This is a genomic window from Kitasatospora sp. NPDC056800, from assembly GCF_042789775.1.
Lineage (GTDB): Bacteria > Actinomycetota > Actinomycetes > Streptomycetales > Streptomycetaceae > Kitasatospora.
The window spans coordinates 23,133-39,889 of record NZ_JBHUAL010000017.1; the positions used below are offsets into that span (position 1 = coordinate 23,133).

Consider the following 16,757-nt stretch of genomic DNA (forward strand, 5'->3'; position numbering starts at 1 on the left):
GCGCGCCGCCGGGCGGCTCCGCTACTGGGCGGCGCGCAGCTCGCGCGGCAGCCACCCGAAGCTGTCGGCGCTGACGCCGCCGGAGGGGCGGTACTCCAGACCGATGGAGCCCGCGTAGCCCGCGGCCGTGAGCCGGGCGAACAGGTCCTCGAAGTCCAGCTCGCCGGTGCCGGGCTCGTTGCGGCCCGGGGTGTCGGCGATCTGCACGTGGCCGATGCGGTCGGCGTGGGTGTCGATGACCGCCGCCAGGTCCTCGCCGTTCCTGGCCAGGTGGTACAGGTCGCAGAGGAACCTGGCGTTCCCCAGGCCGGTGGCGGCGTTGACCCGGTCGACCACCTCGACCGCGGCGGCGGCCGAGACCAGCGGGTAGTCCGGCGACTCGGCCCTGTTCAGGGCCTCGATCAGCAGGACGGCGCCGATCCCGTGCGCGGCCCGCGCGGCGAGCACCAGGTTCTCCAGTGCGAGCGCGTCCTGCTCGGCCGGGTCGACGCCCTCGACCCGGTTGCCGTACAGCGCGTTGAGCGCGGTGGCGCCGAGCGAGGCGGCGAGTTCGGCGGCGACCGGGAGGTTGGCGCGGAAGCGGTCCCGCTCGGCGGGCACCGAGACGGTTCCGCGGGCGCCCTTGCCCAGGTCATCCAGGAGGTTGAGGCCGGTGAGCCGCACGCCGGCGTCGGTGAACGCCTTGCGCAGCGCGTCCAGTTCGGCCTGCGAGGGGTCGTGCTCCGCACCGAAGGGCCACCACAGTTCGGCGGCGGTGAAGCCGGCCGCGGCGGCCGCGGCGGGGCGCTCCAGGAGCGGCAGTTCGCCGAACAGGATCGACAGGTTGACCGTGAAGCCGTGCTTGGCAGCCGCCGTCACGTCGCTCACCTCTCATCTCTCTTCCTTCATCCGCAACTTCCACGATCCGGAAGAGGGATTCTGTGTGGTGGAAGCATCTCCGGCCCGCCGAGCGGGTGTCAAGGGAGTCGCTACATTTTGTTGAAGCAGCCCCGAGGGTCCCTGCCGGGCGCCCAGAGGGCACGCCGGGGCAGCCCCGAGGGCACACCGAGGCCACACCGGCGGCGCGCCGTCCGCGGGGGCCGGACCGTTCGATCCCCCGACCCCTGCCCGCCCGCACCCCCGCTCGCTACAGTGACCCCGTGCGATTGATGGTGGAGTTCACGACAGAACCGTTCGAACTGGACACGTTCCCGGAGCACGCCGCGGCGGCTCGCCGGGTGGTCGACGACGCCGGCCTGGACGTCTCGGTCGGCCCCTTCGGCACCGGTGCCGAAGGCGGGGCCGAGCAGGTCCTCGCCGCGGTGACCAAGCTGCTCAAGGAGACCCTGGACGCCGGGGCGACCCGGATCTCGGTCCAGGTCAGCGTGCTGGGCGAGGAGGACGGTACGCCGTGACCGAGAACGTGGAACACCCGCTCGCCGCGGCGGTGAAGCCGCTGCTGGCCGCGGTCGGCGCGACGCACGTCCCGCTGGACGAGGCGAAGCCCGACGACGTGGTCCTGGAGTGGGAGGGCACCCCGGCCCTGGCCGTCCGACTGCCGCACCTGAGCAGCGCGTTGGACCGGCTGCTCGCCGAGATGACCCGGCAGTTCGACGGCCGCCCGCTGGCCGAGCTCGACCGCCTGGAGAAGCAGCGGGTCGTCGCCCTGCTGGAGGAGCGCGGCGCCTTCACCGTCCGCCACGGCGTGGAGACCGTCGCCTCCGCCCTGGGCGTCAGCCGCTTCACCGTGTACAACTACCTGAACCGCCAGGACGGCGCGAAGTCGTCCTGACACTCCGGCTCGACGCCCTCCGGGGCGTGTGCGCGCCCCCGCCCCGGGGGCTTCCGAACGGGTGACCCCGCCGACACGACAGGACCGGATCGGCCTGCGGCGGGGCACACTTGGCGAATCGCACACGAAAGGGCCCGGCATCGGGGCCCGGTTCAAAACGTAACCACCAACCGTTCAACAAAGTGTTGACGGCCGGGTGGGGCCGATCTAGCTTTTCCGGGTGGCACCACTCTTCAGGAGGTCCACCCGTGACCAACCACCCCCACACCCTTGACGTCCTGGCCGCGACCGATGCCGCGGCACTGGAAGGGATCCTGCTGGAGGTCTGCTCCAGCCCCCGCTGGGCCGCCGCGGTCGCCGCGGCCCGGCCCTGGTCCGACCGCGACACCCTGCTCGCCGCCAACGCGGCGGCCATGGCGTCACTGACGACCGAGGACCTGCGCGACGCGATGGCCGGCCACGCCCGGATCGGCAGGCCGACAGTCGGCGACGCAGTCTCCGAGCGCGAACAGGCCGGAATCCAGGGCGTGGACCAGGCGGTCCTCGACGCGCTGCACGAGGCCAACGCCGCCTACGAGGCCAAGTTCGGCCACGTGTTCCTGATCTGCGCGACCGGCCGCACCGCGGTCGGCATGCTCGCCGCCCTGCGCGAACGCCACCCCAACGACGCCGCCACCGAGGCGGAGATCGTCCGCGGGGAGCTGCGCAAGATCAACGACATCCGGCTCGACCGTCTGCTCGACGCTTCCTGACGCTCCGTCATATCGCGCTCTCTCCCATTCTCCTTGCCAGAAACCTCCGGCATCCACTGATGCTGACGCACCATCACCTCTGCCATCAGTAAGGTCACTTCACCCATGACTGGCATCTCCACCCACGTGCTCGACACCAGCCTCGGCCGACCGGCCGAAGGCGTCCCGGTCGAGCTCGCACTGCACACCGAGGGTGGCTGGCAGGTGCTCGGCACCTCCGCCACGGACTCCGACGGCCGGGTCAAGGACCTGCCGGCCGTGGAGGCGGGCTCGGTCGTCCGGCTGCTCTTCGACACCGGCGCGTACTCCGCGTCCACGTACGCCGAGCCGCCGTTCTTCCCCGAGGTCTCGATCGTCTTCACGGTCGCGCCCGAACAGCACCACTACCACGTGCCGTTGCTGCTCAACCCGTTCGGATACTCGGTCTACCGCGGAAGCTAGTGGACCGACCTGGAAAGCTTAGGAGCCACGTCATGGCCCACGTGCTCGGTCAGAACCAGTACGGCAAGGCGGAGAACCGCATCGTCCGGATCCACCGCGACTCCACCCGGCACGAGATCAAGGACCTGAACGTCTCGGTCTCGCTCCGCGGCGAGTTCGAGGACGTCCACCTCACCGGGTCCAACGCCAACTGCCTTCCCACCGACACCACCAAGAACACCGTCTACGCCTTCGCCAAGGAGCACGGCATCGAGTCGGCCGAGGCGTTCGGCATCCTCCTGGCCCGCCACTTCGTCGACGACACCGAACGCGGCGTCGTGCACAGCGCCCGGATCCGGATCGAGGAGTACTCCTGGGACCGGATCCGGACGCCGGACAGCTCGGCCCGCTTCATCGGCTCGGAGGAGGTCGGCCACTCCTTCGTCCGCAACGGCCAGGAGGTCCGCACCAGCGAGATCGTCTACGACGGGGAGTCCGTCCAGGTCATATCCGGCCTGAAGGACCTGGTCGTCATGAACTCCACCAACTCGGAGTTCTGGGGCTACATCAAGGACGGCTACACCACCCTCCAGGAAGCGTACGACCGCATCCTCGCCACCCAGGTCACCGCCCGCTGGAAGTTCGGCTACAGCGGCCGGGACGGCGAGGCCCAGCCCAACTGGAACCGCTCCTACACCCACGTGAAGCGGCACCTGCTGGAGGCGTTCGCCGAGACCTACTCCTACTCGCTGCAGCAGACCCTGCACGCGATGGGCACCCGGGTCCTCAACAACCGCGCCGAGGTGGACGAGGTCCGCCTCGAACTGCCGAACAAGCACCACTTCCTGGTCGACCTGGAGCCGTTCGGCCTCAAGAACGAGAACGAGGTCTACTTCGCCGCGGACCGCATGTACGGCCTGATCGAGGGCACCGTGCACCGCGAGGGCGTCGTCCCGGTCATCCCGGTCGCCTGACCTCCCCCGCCCTCGGCACCCTCAGCACCCGCACCACCAGGTGGACGCCGCCCGGAATCGCCGCATCCCCCGGTCCCCACGGACCGGACGGCCGGGCGGGCCGCCCCACCGGCCCCATCACCAGGCACCACCCGCACCAGTTAGTTCTTCTCCACCTCCACCCCCACCCACCGGAGTTCGTGTCTGCCTCGCGGCGGCCGGCCCGGGGCACTGGAGAGCCCGGCCGAGGGATCCTTGCACCGCCGTCCCGCCCCCGGTCGTACCAGCACCAGCACCAGCCGCACTCCAGCGCCACGGGCGCGCCGGGAGCCACGGGCACAAGAGGGGCTCGACATGGCACCCAGCAACACCACCAGTACAGACGGCGGTTCCACCCCGGAGAGAACGCAGGACCCGGACGGCACGGACGGCACGCCGGCGAACCGCACCGGCAAGCCGCCCCGGCCCGGAACCCATCCCGTGGACGAGTTGCTGCCCCCGGTGAAGCTGTTCTCCACCGGACTCCAGCACGTCGCCGCGATGTACGCGGGGGTCGTCGCACCCCCGCTCATCGTCGGCGCCGGCGTCGGGCTCTCCCCCGCCGAACTCGCCCTGCTCATCTCGGCCAGCCTGTTCACCGCCGGACTGGCCACCCTCCTCCAGACCCTCGGCATCTGGAAGATCGGCGCGCGGCTGCCGTTCGTGAACGGCGTCTCCTTCGCGGGGGTCGCGCCCATGATCGCCATCGCCAAGGGCTCCATCGAGAAGACGGGAGGACCGAAGGAGGCCCTCCCGGTGATCTTCGGAGCGGTGATCGTCGCGGGGCTCCTGTGCTTCCTCGCGGCACCGTACTTCTGCAAGCTCATCCGGTTCTTCCCCCCGGTCGTCCAGGGCACCGTGATCACCCTCATCGGGGTGTCCCTGCTCCCGGTGGCGGTCAACTGGGCGCGCGGCGGTTCGCCGGGCGCCCCCGGGTACGGCTCCATGCGGGCCGTCGGCCTCGCCGCGATCACCCTCGTCGCGGTGGTGCTCTGCAACCGGCTGCTGCGCGGGTTCTGGCAGCAGCTGTCCCTGCTCATCGGCCTGGCGTTCGGCACCCTGATCGCCTTCCCGCTGGGCCTCGCCGACTTCGGCGCGGTCAAGGACGCGAAGGTCTTCTCGCTCCCCTCCCCGTTCCACTTCGGCGCGCCCGTGTTCGACGCCGCCGCGATCGTCTCGATGTGCATCGTCATGGTGGTCGCGATGACCGAGTCCACCGCCGACATGCTCGCCCTCGGCAGGATCGTCGACCGCGAGGCGGACGAACCCACCCTCGCCGCCGGCCTGCGGGCCGACGGCCTGGCCACCGCGCTCAGCCCCGTCTTCAACGGCTTCGCCGCCAGCGCCTTCGCCCAGAACATCGGGCTGGTGGCGCTGACGAAGATCCGCAGCCGCTTCGTGGTCGCGGCCGGCGGAGGCATCCTGGTCCTGCTGGGGCTGTTCCCCGTGCTGGGCTCGGTCGTCTCCCTGGTGCCGCAGCCCGTCCTCGGCGGCGCCGGGATCGTGCTCTTCGGCACGGTCGCGGCCAGCGGCATCCGCACCCTCGCGGAGGCCGGCATGGAGTCCGGCTCGAACACCATCCTGGTGTCCGTCTCGCTCGGGGTCGGCATCGTCCCGATCGCCGCGCCGACGTTCTACGACTCCTTCCCGGAGGCCGCCCGGACCCTGCTGCACTCGGGGATATCGGCCGGCTGCGTGGTGGCCGTCCTGCTCAACCTGCTCTTCCACCACGTCGGGGCCGCCCGTCGCTCCAGGCCCGGCCAGGGCTCCGACGCGACGGTACCGGCGGCTCCGACGGCTCCCGCGGTGCCGTCGATGCCGACAGGTCCCACGGTTCCGACGGCGACGCCGTCCTGACCGGCCCCGGGAGGGGCGCGCACCACGGTGCGCACCCCTCCCGGCCCTCCCCCCTAGGAGTCACGCCATGGCAGTCCAGCCCCCGCCCACCGACCAGCGGACCGTGATCGAGAACGTCGCGATCGCCACCGTGGACGCGAACGACACCGAGTACGCCCGCGGCCACGTGGTCCTCCTCGGCAACACCATCGAGGCGGTGGGCGACGGCCCCGCCCCCGCGTGGCTGGACAACGTGGTGCGCCGGATCAACGGCGAGGGCCACCTGGCCACCCCCGGCCTGGTCAACACCCACCACCACTTCTACCAGTGGATCACCCGCGGCCTGGCCCAGGACGACATCCTGTTCGACTGGCTGGTCGCCCTCTACCCGACCTGGGCGCGGATCGACGAGCGGCTCGTGCACGCCGCGAGCCAGGGCTCCGCCGCCGCGCTGCTCAAGTCCGGCTGCACCACCGCCTCGGACCACCACTACGTCTTCCCGAAGGACGGCGGCGACATCCTCGGCGCCTCCATCGAGGCCGTCCAGGAGCTCGGCCTGCGCTTCACCGCGCTGCGCGGCTCGATGGACCGCTCGAAGAAGGACGGCGGGCTGCCGCCGGACCACGCGGTCGAGGAGCTGGACGACATCCTGGCCGCCTCCGAGACCGCCGTGGACCGCTACCACGACCCCTCCTTCGGCTCGATGCTGCACATCGCCCTCGCACCCTGCTCCCCCTTCTCCGTCTCCACCGACCTGCTCCGGCAGTCCGCCGAACTCGCCCGCCGCAAGGGCGTCCGGCTGCACACCCACGGCTCGGAGACGGCCGAGGAGGAGGCGTTCTGCAAGGAGCTGTTCGGCATGGGGCCGACCGACTACTTCGAGTCGGTGGGCTGGCTCGGCGAGGACGTCTGGATGGCGCACTGCGTGCACATGAACGACTCCGACATCGCCAAGTTCGCCGAGACCGGCACCGGCGTCGCCCACTGCCCGTCCTCCAACGCCCGCCTGGCGGCCGGGATCGCGCGGGTGCCCGACATGCTCCGGGCCGGCGTCCCGGTCGGGCTCGGGGTGGACGGCACCGCCTCCAACGAGTCCGGCGAGCTGGGTACGGAGTTGCGCAACGCCCTGCTGATCAACCGGCTGCACGGCTCCCCCGCCGCGCTGACCGGGCGGCAGGCGCTGCGCCTGGGCACCATGGGCGGCGCCCGGGTGCTCGGCCGGCAGGACGAGATCGGCTCGATCGAGGTCGGCAAGCTCGCCGACCTGGCGCTGTGGAAGATCGACGGGGTCATGCACTCGTCCATCGCCGACCCGGTCGCCGCGCTCACCTTCGGCGCGCTGCCGCCGCTGTCGGTGCTGTTCGTCAACGGCAACGCGGTGGTCGAGAAGGGGCAGCTGACCACCGTCAACGAGGACCGGATCGCCCGCGACTGCGCCCGCGCCGCCCGCGAGCTGGCGGCGCGTCCGGTCTAGGGCCGGTCCGGTCTGGGCCGGTTCGGCCTGGGGCCGGTCCGACGCCCACCCCGTACTCCGGGGGCGCCCAGGGACGGTGCGCCCCCGGGCTCCGCGCACCTCGGGGCGACGGACGGACGACAACGGCGGACGGATGACAGCTGACAACTTTCGTCACCTGTTATCTGTTATCTGTCAGCTGTTCTCTGTCGTCTGTTCGCCGTCATCGGTGCGCGGACCGCAGCCCCGGACCCACGGCGAGGGTCCGGGGCTGCCGGCGCACCCGGCGGCAACCGTCAGGCCGTACGCCCGATCGACGCCAGGTAGGCACGCCAGCCGCCGTGGTGGGTGATCTCCCGATGGACGCCGCGCTCCAGCTCGCCCCGGGAGAGCAGCATGGACAGGCACGCGGAGCCGTCCTCCAGCTCGATGACGCCCAGTTCCAGCTCCCGCGGCTCCCCCGGCAGGATGACGTCCCGCAGCCGCTCCAGGGGGATGTCGTACAGCTCGCCCTCGATGGCGGTGTCCGCCTCCGGGTCGGCCAGCAGTCCCGGGCAGACGTCCGTGCCGCCGCTGTGGTCGATGGAGAAGAAGCGGTAACCGGGGGCGGTCCTGGCCGGCCCGATCAGCGAGTCGGCGACCTTCGCGTGGAAGGGACCGCCGACCATTGCCTGGCCGTTGAAGAACATGCGCGCCATGGGTGAACTCCTTACGTGGACAAGACCGTTCCGTACGGCGACGAGAGGACGGGTGGGATTCGTCGCCGTACGGAACGGAGTGGTGGACCGCCGGCGCACCGCAGCCGGGCAGGCTCCGGCGGGCAGGTCGGGATCAGCCCAGCAGCGGGAGCGCGGGGAGGGTCAGGAAGTCCACGAACTCCTCGGCCAGGGCGACCTGTTCGAAGAGCCGGGCGGCCTCCGGCCAGCGGCCGGCGCCGTAGGCCTCCTCGCCCAGCTCGGCGAGGAGTTCGGCCAGCTCCGCGGCGACCAGGGAGCGGACCAGCTCGGCGGTGGCCTTCTCGCCGGTGTCGGACAGCACGACCCCGTTGTGGATCCACTGCCAGATCTGCGAGCGGGAGATCTCGGCGGTGGCGGCGTCCTCCATCATGTTGAAGATGCCGACGGCCCCGAGCCCGCGCAGCCAGGCCTCGATGTAGCGGATGCCGACCTGGACGGCGTTGTGCAGCCCCGCGCGGGTGCAGGTGCCGCCGGCTCCGGCGATGTCGAGGAGCTGGGCGGCGGTCACCGGCTCGGCCGGGCCGGGGTTGTCCTTCTGGTGGGGCCGCTCGCCGAGCACCGCGTCGAAGGAGGCCCGGGCGACCGGCACCAGGTCGGGGTGGGCGACCCAGGAGCCGTCGAAGCCGTTCCCGGCCTCGCGGTCCTTGTCCGCCTTGACCTTCTCCAGCGCGGCCGCGTTGACCTCCGGGTCGCGGCGGCTCGGGATGAACGCGGCCATGCCGCCGATCGCGTGGGCGCCGCGCCGGTGGCAGGTCCGCACCAGCAGCCGGGTGTAGGCGGCCATGAACGGCGAGGCCATGGTGACGGTGTTGCGGTCCGGCAGGATGTAGTGCTCGCCCGCGTCGCGGAAGTTCTTGACGATCGAGAACAGGTAGTCCCAGCGCCCGGCGTTGAGGCCGGCCGCGTGGTCGCGCAGCTCGTAGAGGATCTCGTCCATCTCGAACGCGGCGGTGATGGTCTCGATCAGCACGGTCGCCCGGATCGTGCCGTGCGGGATGCCGAGTTCGGCCTGGGCGTGGGTGAACACGTCGTTCCACAGCCGGGCCTCGAGGTGGCTCTCGGTCTTCGGCAGGTAGAAGTACGGGCCGGAGTTGGGGTCCTCGGCGCCCTTGGCCAGCAGCCGGGCGGCGTTGTGGAAGAAGTAGAGGCCGAAGTCGACGAACGCGCCGGCCACCGGGGTGCCGTCGACCAGCAGGTGGTTCTCGTCCAGGTGCCAGCCGCGGGGGCGGACCACGACGGTGGCGAGTTCGGCGGCGGGCTTGAGGGTGTACGCCTTGCCGGCCGCGCCGGTGAAGTCGATCCGGCCCTCGAAGGCGTCGGTCAGGTTGACCTGGCCGCCGACCACGTTCTCCCAGGTCGGGGCGGAGGCGTCCTCGAAGTCCGCGAGCCAGATCCGCGCCCCGGAGTTGAGCGCGTTGACGACCATCTTGCGGTCGGTCGGCCCGGTGATCTCGACCCGGCGGTCCCGGAGGGCGCGGGGCGCCTCGGCGACCTTCCAGTCCCCGGCCCGGATGTCGGCGGTGTCGGGGCGGAAGTCCAGCGTGCCGGTGGCGGCGATCTCGGCGCGGCGGGCCTTCCGCCCGGCCAGCAGCTCCTGTCGGCGCCCCTCGAAGGCCCGATGGAGCCCGGCGACGAAGGCGAGCGCCTCCGGAGTGAGCACCTCCTCCGCCCGGGGGACGCGAGGACCGGCGACAGTGACGACCGGAGCGGCGGGCGAGGCGCCGACGGGCCCCTGATCTGCAGCCATGAGCAGGACACTCCTAAGACGGTTGAGCCTGGCGGAGGGAGCTCCGGTGGGAACTTCCTCAGGGAACTTCCTCGATCGGTACCCGCCTGTCGGCGAGTTCGATTCTGTAAGGTGGAGACTAGTTTCCGCGATACAGAATTTCAACGGTTTGTTGAAGAGATCGCCGGGACTCTACTCCTCCCCGACAGTGAAGGAAACGCCGGTGGTTGCGACCCCCGACCCAGCATCGACGACAGGCGCCGACCGCGCGGGCGGCGGCGTGCAGTCCGTCGAACGCGCCTTCCAACTCCTGGAGGCGCTGGCCGACTCCGGCGGCGTGGCCACCCTCAGCGAGCTCTCCACCACGTCCGGCCTCCCGATGCCGACCATCCACCGGTTGGTTCGTACCCTCGTGCAGCAGGGCTATGTCCGCCAGGACACCGCGCGCCGCTACACCCTCGGCCCCCGGCTGATTCGGCTCGGCGAGACGGCCGGCCGGCTGCTCGGCAGCTGGGCCCGCCCGTACCTGGCCGAGCTCATGGAGGCCACCGGCGAGACCGCCAACCTGGCGGTGCTGGAGGGCGGCGAGGTGGTGTACGTCGGCCAGGTGCAGTCGCGCCGCTCGATGCGGATGTTCACCGAGGTCGGCCGACGGGTGCAGCCGCACTGCACCGGCGTCGGCAAGGCGCTGCTCGCCCAGCTGCCGGAGGACGAGGCCCGCGCCGTGCTCGGCCCCAACCCGCTGCCCGCGCACACCGAGTACACGGTCACCGACCCGCAGGAGCTGATGCGCCAGCTCGCCGAGGCGCGCGAGCGCGGCTACGTGGTCGACGACCAGGAGCAGGAGATCGGCGTCCGCTGCATCGCGCTCGCCGTCCCGGGCGCGCCGACGCCCACCGCGCTCTCGGTCTCCGGCCCGGAGGCCCGCATCCGGGCCCTGGAGGAGCAGGCCGGAGCCGCCTCGCTGGTGCCGGTGATGCACCAGATCGCGAGCCGGCTGGGGCAGGTCCTCGCTCCCTGACGGAACGTCAACCTCCCTTGCCCGCCGACCCGGTTGGCACGGCGTGCCGCGTCATCCGTTCGGGCGGACGACGGGCGGGTTGCCGCCCGGCTCCGGCAGTGGCTCCGCCACCCTGGTGCCGACGCGGCCCGCAACGGCGCGGGCGGCCGGGACGCGAGGGCAGGGTGAGCGGGGATGGAGCAGCAGTACCGGGACGCATGGGAGGGCGCGCGGGGCGGCAGGGTCCGGGGAGGTGAGGTCCGGAGCGATGGCGTACGGGCCGGTGCCGTACGGCGCGCCGCGAGGGGTCGGGGGTTCGGCGGGGCCGGGCTGGTCGCGGCCGTGGCGGCGGGGTGCGCGGTGACGGTACTGGCCACCGACCCGGTCTGGGCGCTGCGGCGGCCCGAGCCCCGGCCCGCCGTGGAGGTCGTCGCGGCCGGTGCGCCCTCGCCGTCCACCCTGCCCGCACCGGCGACGCCCACTGCCTCGACCCTGCCGGCCCCGGCCAAGCCCGGAGCCGGGTCCGGGGCCGGGTCCGGGACGGCCGAGGCCGCCGCGCGACCGTCCGACTCCGATCTGGAGGTGGTCCGGATCGACCCGGACGCGGCCGCGCCCGGCGGCACCACCACCATCCACGCCTTCGTCGGCAACGGGGGCCCGGAGACCACCGCCTCCCCGTTCACGGTCGCGATCACCCTGCCGGAGGGCGTCAGCCCGGAGGGCCCGTTCTTCCCGTCCACCTGCCAGGTGGTGAGCCGCGGCCGCGTCGTGCGGTGCGTGTTCGCGCCCGGGCTGCGGGAGGGGCGCAGCGCGACCGCCCTCATCCCGGTCCGGCTCGCCCCGGACCTGCCGGAGGGCAGGCTGAGCGGCGGCTCGGTCGCGGTGCGCAGCGCGGACGACCGGTACGAGGGCAACAACCGGCAGCCGTTCGACATCACGGTGGCCGGGACGGCCGCCGGTTCCTGAGCCGTGTGGGCCGCGCGGTCCCGTCGGCGGGGTCGGCCCTGCCGACGGGACCGTCCTGCCGGCGGCGGGCGGGGCGCCGCCCCCGCCGAGGTGCCGACCAACGGCCCCGTACGGCAGTCGAGTTGACCGGCTTGAGGCTCAGCTCAGCCAGGCGTTGACCTGGCTCGCCGCGTCCGGCGCCCAGGCGAGCTCCAGGTGGTTCAGGCCGCCGAGCAGCCGGGTGCCGCCGACCGTCGCGATGCCGGTGGTGTCCAGCGCGCTCGCGGTGAAGACCAGCCCGTCGCTCGGCCCGCGGCCCTCGTTGAGCACGCCCGGGATGTCGGCGGACCCGCCCGCCAGCAGGTAGGTGCGCACCGCGGCCGGGATGCCGGCCTGCCGGAGCGGGGCGATCAGCGAGCCCGCGTCGATCGCCGCCTGGATGCCCTGGCCGGAGGTGTAGAAGCCCTGGCCGCCGTAGTAGGTGGTCCACCAGTCCTGCGCACTGCTGTCCACCCCGTAGGCGCCGTCCCAGCGGGCGAGCAGCTGGCGCTGGCCCGGGTAGCAGTCGTAGCCGCCGCTCGGCAGCACCCCGAGGCAGGGCTGCGCGGTGTACGTGCCGTAGCAGGTCATGGAGAGGTGCGGGGACGGCGCGTTGGCGGTGCCGCCGCAGGCGGGCCAGGTCACCAGGTCGAAGTCCCAGCCGTGCGCGTACACGTAGTCGAGCCCGCCGTGCGGCCCGCCCAGCGTGACCAGCCGGCGCACGTCGCCCGCGTACGCCCTCCCCCAGGAGGGCTTCACCGAGGACATGTACGCCCGGGCGGCGACCTCGCCCTTGCTCCAGGCCACCACGTCGACCTGGGGGACCCCGAGCCGGGCCCGGATCAGCGCGACCGCGTCGCCGACCGCCTGCGCCTGGAGCAGGTTGTCGCCGTGCTTGTGGGCGAAGCCGATCGCGAAGACCCGGTGGCCGGTGCCGGCCAGGTACTGGGCGAGCCCGGTGGACGGGCAGTTCGCGGCACCGCAGGCGCCGCTCTCCCCAGGGTTCGCCCAGGCCCGGTCGGCGTTGTCGTTGGCGCCGTGGACCAGCAGGACGGGGGTGGCCTGGGCGCCGGTGTCCCAGCCCGCGGCGGAGTAGAGCAGGAACCGGGCGGAGGAGGGCCGACCGGTGCCGAAGTACGTCCGGCGGGCGCCGTCCTGGTCGCCGCGCCCGTCGGCGGGGAACTGCTCGGCGCCGAAGCCGGGGGTGGAGTCGAGGTAGCGCTCGACCTTGGCCCAGCCGTTGCCGGGGGCGGGGAAGGTCGCTTCCAGGGTGAGGGGGACGGCGGCCGCGGCCCGGGCCGTACCCGCCTGCGCGGCGGTGGGGGTGCCGAGCAGGGCGGCGGCGAGGGTCAGGAGCACGGCGGCGAGGGCGGTGGGGACGCGTCTCGCGGGGCCGGGGCGTGTGGGGGTACGTCTCATGGCCGGACGCTAGGGCCGGCGCGCGGCCCTGCCCATGTGCCGGTCGCACACCCGGGCCGCCGCGTGGTGGCGGACCGTACCGTGGCCTTTGCCTGACCGAGTGCGCCCGGTCGGATAAATTGGAAGCCTGACATCATCCGCCGTGCACAAGAGCGGCGAGCCCGACCGGGTGCTCGCCACGACCTGACAGAGACGAGGACCCGCCCCACCATGACCGCGCCCCTGCCCGCCTTCGCCGGCCGCACCTACCTCTTCCGGGTCGACAACGGCGCGGCCTTCCGCAACACCTACTCGGCCGACGGCACGCGGCTGCGCTGGGAGGGCCTCGGCGAGTCCGCGGGCCAGTGGGAGGACGTGCGCCTGCACGTCGCCGAGGTCGCGCCCTCGATCTACTTCGTCAGCTGGACCGAGCAGAGCGGGATCACCGTCAGCCACGTGATGGACCTCGGCAGGCTGACCGTGCGGGCCTTCTGGACCTTCGAGGGCGAGGGCGGCCGGGTCGGCCAGCTGCACACCGGGACGCTGGAGCGGGTGGCCTGAGCGGCGGAACCGCCGCGCGGCTCCTGAATGACCGAACCCCCGGCGCCATGGCTCCGGGGGTTCGGTCGTTCAGGCTCGGTCGTTCAGGCTCGGTCGGTCAGGCCCGGCCGGTCAGGCTCATGCGGACTGGTTCGGCACCTTGAGGTGCTGGGACAGCCACTCCAGCGAGGAGGGCAGCAGGGCGCTCCAGGTCTCGAAGTTGTGGCCGCCGTTCTCCAGCATGCTGTACGAGACCTTCATCGGGCTCTGCACCCCGTCGACGAAGGCCTCGGTCTGCTGCCGGTAGTCGCCGTCGCCCTTCTTGGTGCCGGCCAGCAGCACGGACACCTTCGGCTGCGGCAGGTTCTTCAGCCGCCACAGCAGGTTGGCTTCGTCGCGGCGCTGCTTGCTGCCGCCGAAGAGGTCGCCCGTGGTCGGGTCGTCGGCGGCGTCGTAGTAGGCGGAGAGGGCGACGGCGGTCGGGAAGACGTCCGGGTGGCGCATGGCCAGCTTGAGCGCGCAGTAGCCGCCGGTCGAGTTGCCCATGAAGGCCCAGGCCTGCGGGTCGGTGGAGACCCGGTAGCTGGCCTGGATCGCCGAGGGCACGTCCTTGGTGAAGTAGGTGTCGGACTGCGGGCCGTTCGGGACGTCCTCGCACTCGGTGTCCTGGGGCAGCGCGGGCGAGGGGCGCACCAGGACCATGACGGTCGGCTGCATCCGTCCCTCCTGCAGCAGCTTGAGCGCGGCGCCCGGGTAGTTGAAGCGGGTGATCAGGTTCTCGGCGATTCCTGGGAATCCGGTGCTGACGATCACGGCCGGGAACTGCTTCTGGGCGTACTCCGGCTGGAAGTACTGCGGGGGCAGGTAGACGTAGCCCTCGGTGGACAGCCGGCTGGCCGCGCCGTCTATCCGGACCTTGCGGATCTCGCCGGACTGGGCGGGCTCGCGGCCCATCGCGCCGCCGCCCTTGACCGCGGCCTGGCCCATCGTCTCCACCATCAGCCGGCCGGAGGCGTCCGCCTTGTTGTGGATGACCACCGGGCCGGTGTCGCCGGTGCCCAGCAGGTCGTCCCAACTGCTGTAGAAGGCGAAGTAGTTGTTCGCGACCAGGCCGAGTGCGGCGAGCACCGCGAGCTGGGTGGCGAGCAGTGCGCCGATCCGGCCGAGCACCGACTGCCAGGTCTTCTTCGCGAGTCTGGGCCACAGCCAGACCGTGCCGACCATCATCACGACCGCGATCAGTGCGGTCAGCGCCAGCACCTTGTGGCTCGTCAGACCCATGTCCCGCTTGCTCCCACGCCTCGAACTCCAGTCCCCTCCGCTGGGGACATCCGAGGAGGTCACCCCGGTTCCCCCGCCGGGGCGCAAGGACCAACCCTAACGCCAGCTGGGAGGAAGCTGACCGCGGCTGGGAGGTGACGGGGAGCCGGGCTGACAGATGACAACGTTCAGATAACAGATTTCGAAAGTTGTCATCTGACATCTGTCAGCGGTCGGCTGTCCTCCGCCAGCCGGAGCGGGCGGGGTGGGCTGCGCCCGGGCTCAGCCCACCCGCTCCCAGAGCCGCAGCCCCGCCGTGAGCTCGCGCATGCAGCGCGCGCCGAGGTCCTGCGGGGAGCCCGGACCGGCGAGGGGCGCCTCGGAGGAGGCCCACTGCTCCAGGGCCACCCGGATCGCCGCGGTCGCGGCGGCGGCGGCCAGCCGGATCTCCAGCGGATCGGTGCCGTCCGGGCAGCGCTCGGTGAGGGCGACCCGCAGCCGCGCCTCCGAGTCGGCGTGGACCCGCTGCCAGGTGGCGTTCAGCTTCGGGTCGCGCAGCAGGCCGCGGGCCCACCGCATCATCTCCGCCCGCGCCTCGTCGGCCGGGGTCAGCGACGCGACCGCCGCGCGCTCCAGCGCCTCGCGCAGCGGCAGGTCGGCCGGGCTCGCCGCGAACAGTTCCACCCACTCCTGCCCGCCCGACGCGAGCAGCGGGGCGACGGCGTCCTCCTTGACGGAGAAGTACCGGTAGAAGGTGCGCAGCGAGATGCCCGCGGCGAGGGCGATCTCCTCGGCGGTGACCGCCTCGGCTCCCCGCTCGGCGAAGAGCGCGGCGGCGGTACGGGCGATCTCCAGTCGGGTGGCCTCACGGCGGCGCTGGGTCAGGGTCGGGCGTCCGGTCACAGGGCCAGCCTACGCGGACGCATGCCAAGGTGGCACGTCACGACGATCTGGCACGTCCAGCCTTTTTGGCACAACGTGCCACTCAGGCGTACCGTGGTTCCCGAGGTCGAGAGACCACGAACGAACGGAGTACCACCATGGAGCGCTTCAGCGGACGGAACGTCCTGATCACCGGCGGCGGCTCGGGCATCGGCCAGGCCACCGTGCACCGGATCCTCGCCGAGGGCGGGAAGGTCGTCGCCGTCGACGTCAACGAGGACGGCCTGAAGAAGACCCTGGACCGCGCCACCGCCGAGGGCACCGCGGACCGCCTGACCATTCAGGTTCTGGACATCTCGGACGAGGCGGCCGTCGTCGCGGGCGTCGCCGAGGCGACCGCCGGCCTGGGCGGCCTGGACGTGCTGGTCAACGCGGCCGGCATCCTCCGCTCCTCGCACACCCACGAGACCAGCCTGGAGTTCTGGAACAAGCTCCTCGCGGTGAACCTGACCGGCACCTTCCTGATGACCCGCGAGGCGCTCCCCGCGCTGCTCGCGGGCGGCCGGGGCGTGGTGGTCAACTTCAGCTCCACCTCCGCGAGCTTCGCCCACCCGTACATGGCCGCGTACGCCGCGACCAAGGGCGGCATCCAGTCCTTCACCCACGCCATCGCCTCGGAGTACTCGAAGCAGGGCCTGCGCGCGGTCTGCGTCGCGCCGGGCAGCATCGACAGCGGCATGACCCACAACCCGGGCCTGCCCGCCGACGCCGACTTCAGCCTGCTGGCCAAGCTCTCCCCCGCCCTCGGCCAGGGCTTCGCCGGCCCGGAGACGGTGGCCGGCGTGATCGCCATGCTCGCCTCCGACGACGGCGCCTTCGTCACCGGTACCGAGCTGCGCATCGACGGCGGCACCCACATGTGACCGGCTGATCGCCCCCTCGGTCCGGTCGAAGGCGGGGCCTGTGCCGTCCCCCGTACGGCGCAGGCCCCGCCTTCGCGTCGCTG

General features: G+C 72.4%; 17 protein-coding genes. 11 read left to right on the plus strand and 6 right to left on the minus strand.

What is annotated here, in order from left to right:
• Positions 1-21 precede the first annotated feature (21 nt).
• A complete protein-coding gene (locus ACFRQN_RS06085; RefSeq protein WP_074004304.1) occupies positions 22-867 on the minus strand; it encodes a TIM barrel protein in 846 nt (281 codons plus the stop codon).
• Between the two features lie 272 nt (positions 868-1,139).
• On the opposite strand from ACFRQN_RS06085, the gene ACFRQN_RS06090 reads away from it, so the two are divergent.
• From ACFRQN_RS06090 to ACFRQN_RS06120, 7 genes are all read left to right on the plus strand, one after another.
• Complete coding sequence (locus ACFRQN_RS06090) at positions 1,140-1,394, plus strand: thiamine-binding protein (protein WP_063780213.1); 255 nt, start codon at positions 1,140-1,142, stop codon at positions 1,392-1,394.
• On the plus strand, positions 1,391-1,771 hold the full coding sequence (locus ACFRQN_RS06095) for a helix-turn-helix domain-containing protein (RefSeq protein WP_049653753.1): 381 nt from the start codon (positions 1,391-1,393) through the stop codon (positions 1,769-1,771). Before ACFRQN_RS06090 ends, ACFRQN_RS06095 begins: the two co-directional genes overlap by 4 nt.
• A gap of 248 nt (positions 1,772-2,019) precedes the next feature.
• Positions 2,020-2,523 carry a 2-oxo-4-hydroxy-4-carboxy-5-ureidoimidazoline decarboxylase gene (uraD, locus tag ACFRQN_RS06100; protein ID WP_380738584.1) on the plus strand — a complete coding sequence of 168 codons (504 nt, stop codon included), beginning with the start codon at positions 2,020-2,022 and terminating at the stop codon, positions 2,521-2,523.
• 105 nt (positions 2,524-2,628) lie between these two features.
• A complete protein-coding gene (uraH, locus tag ACFRQN_RS06105; RefSeq protein WP_380738586.1) occupies positions 2,629-2,964 on the plus strand; it encodes a hydroxyisourate hydrolase in 336 nt (111 codons plus the stop codon).
• Between the two features lie 32 nt (positions 2,965-2,996).
• On the plus strand, positions 2,997-3,917 hold the full coding sequence (gene pucL / locus ACFRQN_RS06110; protein WP_074004302.1) for a factor-independent urate hydroxylase: 921 nt from the start codon (positions 2,997-2,999) through the stop codon (positions 3,915-3,917).
• A gap of 333 nt (positions 3,918-4,250) precedes the next feature.
• Positions 4,251-5,792 carry a nucleobase:cation symporter-2 family protein gene (locus ACFRQN_RS06115; RefSeq protein WP_380738588.1) on the plus strand — a complete coding sequence of 514 codons (1,542 nt, stop codon included), beginning with the start codon at positions 4,251-4,253 and terminating at the stop codon, positions 5,790-5,792.
• Between the two features lie 67 nt (positions 5,793-5,859).
• Entirely contained in the window at positions 5,860-7,245 is a 1,386-nt protein-coding gene (locus ACFRQN_RS06120; protein ID WP_380738590.1) for an 8-oxoguanine deaminase, read from the plus strand.
• A gap of 275 nt (positions 7,246-7,520) precedes the next feature.
• Here ACFRQN_RS06120 and ACFRQN_RS06125 read toward each other — a convergent pair whose 3' ends face one another.
• Both ACFRQN_RS06125 and aceB read right to left on the minus strand, forming a co-directional pair.
• Positions 7,521-7,922, minus strand: coding sequence for a gamma-glutamylcyclotransferase (locus tag ACFRQN_RS06125; protein ID WP_074004300.1), 402 nt, complete (start codon positions 7,920-7,922; stop codon positions 7,521-7,523).
• A 133-nt stretch (positions 7,923-8,055) separates the two neighbouring features.
• Positions 8,056-9,708 carry a malate synthase A gene (gene aceB / locus ACFRQN_RS06130; protein WP_380738592.1) on the minus strand — a complete coding sequence of 551 codons (1,653 nt, stop codon included), beginning with the start codon at positions 9,706-9,708 and terminating at the stop codon, positions 8,056-8,058.
• Positions 9,709-9,910: 202 nt separating this feature from the next.
• Here aceB and ACFRQN_RS06135 point away from each other — a divergent pair, with 202 nt between their 5' ends.
• Together ACFRQN_RS06135 and ACFRQN_RS06140 are read left to right on the plus strand one after the other, a co-directional pair.
• On the plus strand, positions 9,911-10,708 hold the full coding sequence (locus tag ACFRQN_RS06135) for an IclR family transcriptional regulator (RefSeq protein WP_380738594.1): 798 nt from the start codon (positions 9,911-9,913) through the stop codon (positions 10,706-10,708).
• Positions 10,709-11,047: 339 nt separating this feature from the next.
• Positions 11,048-11,653 carry a hypothetical protein gene (locus ACFRQN_RS06140; protein ID WP_380738596.1) on the plus strand — a complete coding sequence of 202 codons (606 nt, stop codon included), beginning with the start codon at positions 11,048-11,050 and terminating at the stop codon, positions 11,651-11,653.
• A gap of 138 nt (positions 11,654-11,791) precedes the next feature.
• Here ACFRQN_RS06140 and ACFRQN_RS06145 read toward each other — a convergent pair whose 3' ends face one another.
• Positions 11,792-13,090 (minus strand): esterase/lipase family protein, encoded by a 1,299-nt coding sequence (locus ACFRQN_RS06145; RefSeq protein ID WP_380738598.1) that lies wholly within the window; start codon positions 13,088-13,090, stop codon positions 11,792-11,794.
• Between the two features lie 210 nt (positions 13,091-13,300).
• On the opposite strand from ACFRQN_RS06145, the gene ACFRQN_RS06150 reads away from it, so the two are divergent.
• Positions 13,301-13,630, plus strand: a complete 330-nt coding sequence (locus tag ACFRQN_RS06150; protein WP_049658181.1) for a MoaF N-terminal domain-containing protein — start codon at positions 13,301-13,303, stop codon at positions 13,628-13,630.
• A gap of 117 nt (positions 13,631-13,747) precedes the next feature.
• Here the strand turns inward: ACFRQN_RS06150 and ACFRQN_RS06155 are convergent, their stop codons facing one another.
• Positions 13,748-14,890, minus strand: a complete 1,143-nt coding sequence (locus tag ACFRQN_RS06155) for an esterase family protein (protein WP_049658183.1) — start codon at positions 14,888-14,890, stop codon at positions 13,748-13,750.
• 261 nt (positions 14,891-15,151) lie between these two features.
• Complete coding sequence (locus tag ACFRQN_RS06160; RefSeq protein ID WP_380738600.1) at positions 15,152-15,772, minus strand: TetR family transcriptional regulator; 621 nt, start codon at positions 15,770-15,772, stop codon at positions 15,152-15,154.
• Between the two features lie 137 nt (positions 15,773-15,909).
• On the opposite strand from ACFRQN_RS06160, the gene ACFRQN_RS06165 reads away from it, so the two are divergent.
• Complete coding sequence (locus tag ACFRQN_RS06165; protein ID WP_117492648.1) at positions 15,910-16,674, plus strand: SDR family NAD(P)-dependent oxidoreductase; 765 nt, start codon at positions 15,910-15,912, stop codon at positions 16,672-16,674.
• Positions 16,675-16,757: the final 83 nt, after the last annotated feature.

Bases quoted from the DNA above. Each gene is read 5' to 3' on its own strand.
- uraH (WP_380738586.1), top strand. From the start codon at position 2,629: ATGACTGGCATCTCCACCCACGTGCTCGACACCAGCCTCGGCCGACCG.
- pucL (WP_074004302.1), top strand. From the start codon at position 2,997: ATGGCCCACGTGCTCGGTCAGAACCAGTACGGCAAGGCGGAGAACCGC.
- ACFRQN_RS06115 (WP_380738588.1), top strand. From the start codon at position 4,251: ATGGCACCCAGCAACACCACCAGTACAGACGGCGGTTCCACCCCGGAG.
- ACFRQN_RS06120 (WP_380738590.1), top strand. From the start codon at position 5,860: ATGGCAGTCCAGCCCCCGCCCACCGACCAGCGGACCGTGATCGAGAAC.
- ACFRQN_RS06125 (WP_074004300.1), bottom strand. From the start codon at position 7,922: ATGGCGCGCATGTTCTTCAACGGCCAGGCAATGGTCGGCGGTCCCTTC.
- aceB (WP_380738592.1), bottom strand. From the start codon at position 9,708: ATGGCTGCAGATCAGGGGCCCGTCGGCGCCTCGCCCGCCGCTCCGGTC.
- ACFRQN_RS06145 (WP_380738598.1), bottom strand. From the start codon at position 13,090: ATGAGACGTACCCCCACACGCCCCGGCCCCGCGAGACGCGTCCCCACC.
- ACFRQN_RS06150 (WP_049658181.1), top strand. From the start codon at position 13,301: ATGACCGCGCCCCTGCCCGCCTTCGCCGGCCGCACCTACCTCTTCCGG.
- ACFRQN_RS06155 (WP_049658183.1), bottom strand. From the start codon at position 14,890: ATGGGTCTGACGAGCCACAAGGTGCTGGCGCTGACCGCACTGATCGCG.
- ACFRQN_RS06165 (WP_117492648.1), top strand. From the start codon at position 15,910: ATGGAGCGCTTCAGCGGACGGAACGTCCTGATCACCGGCGGCGGCTCG.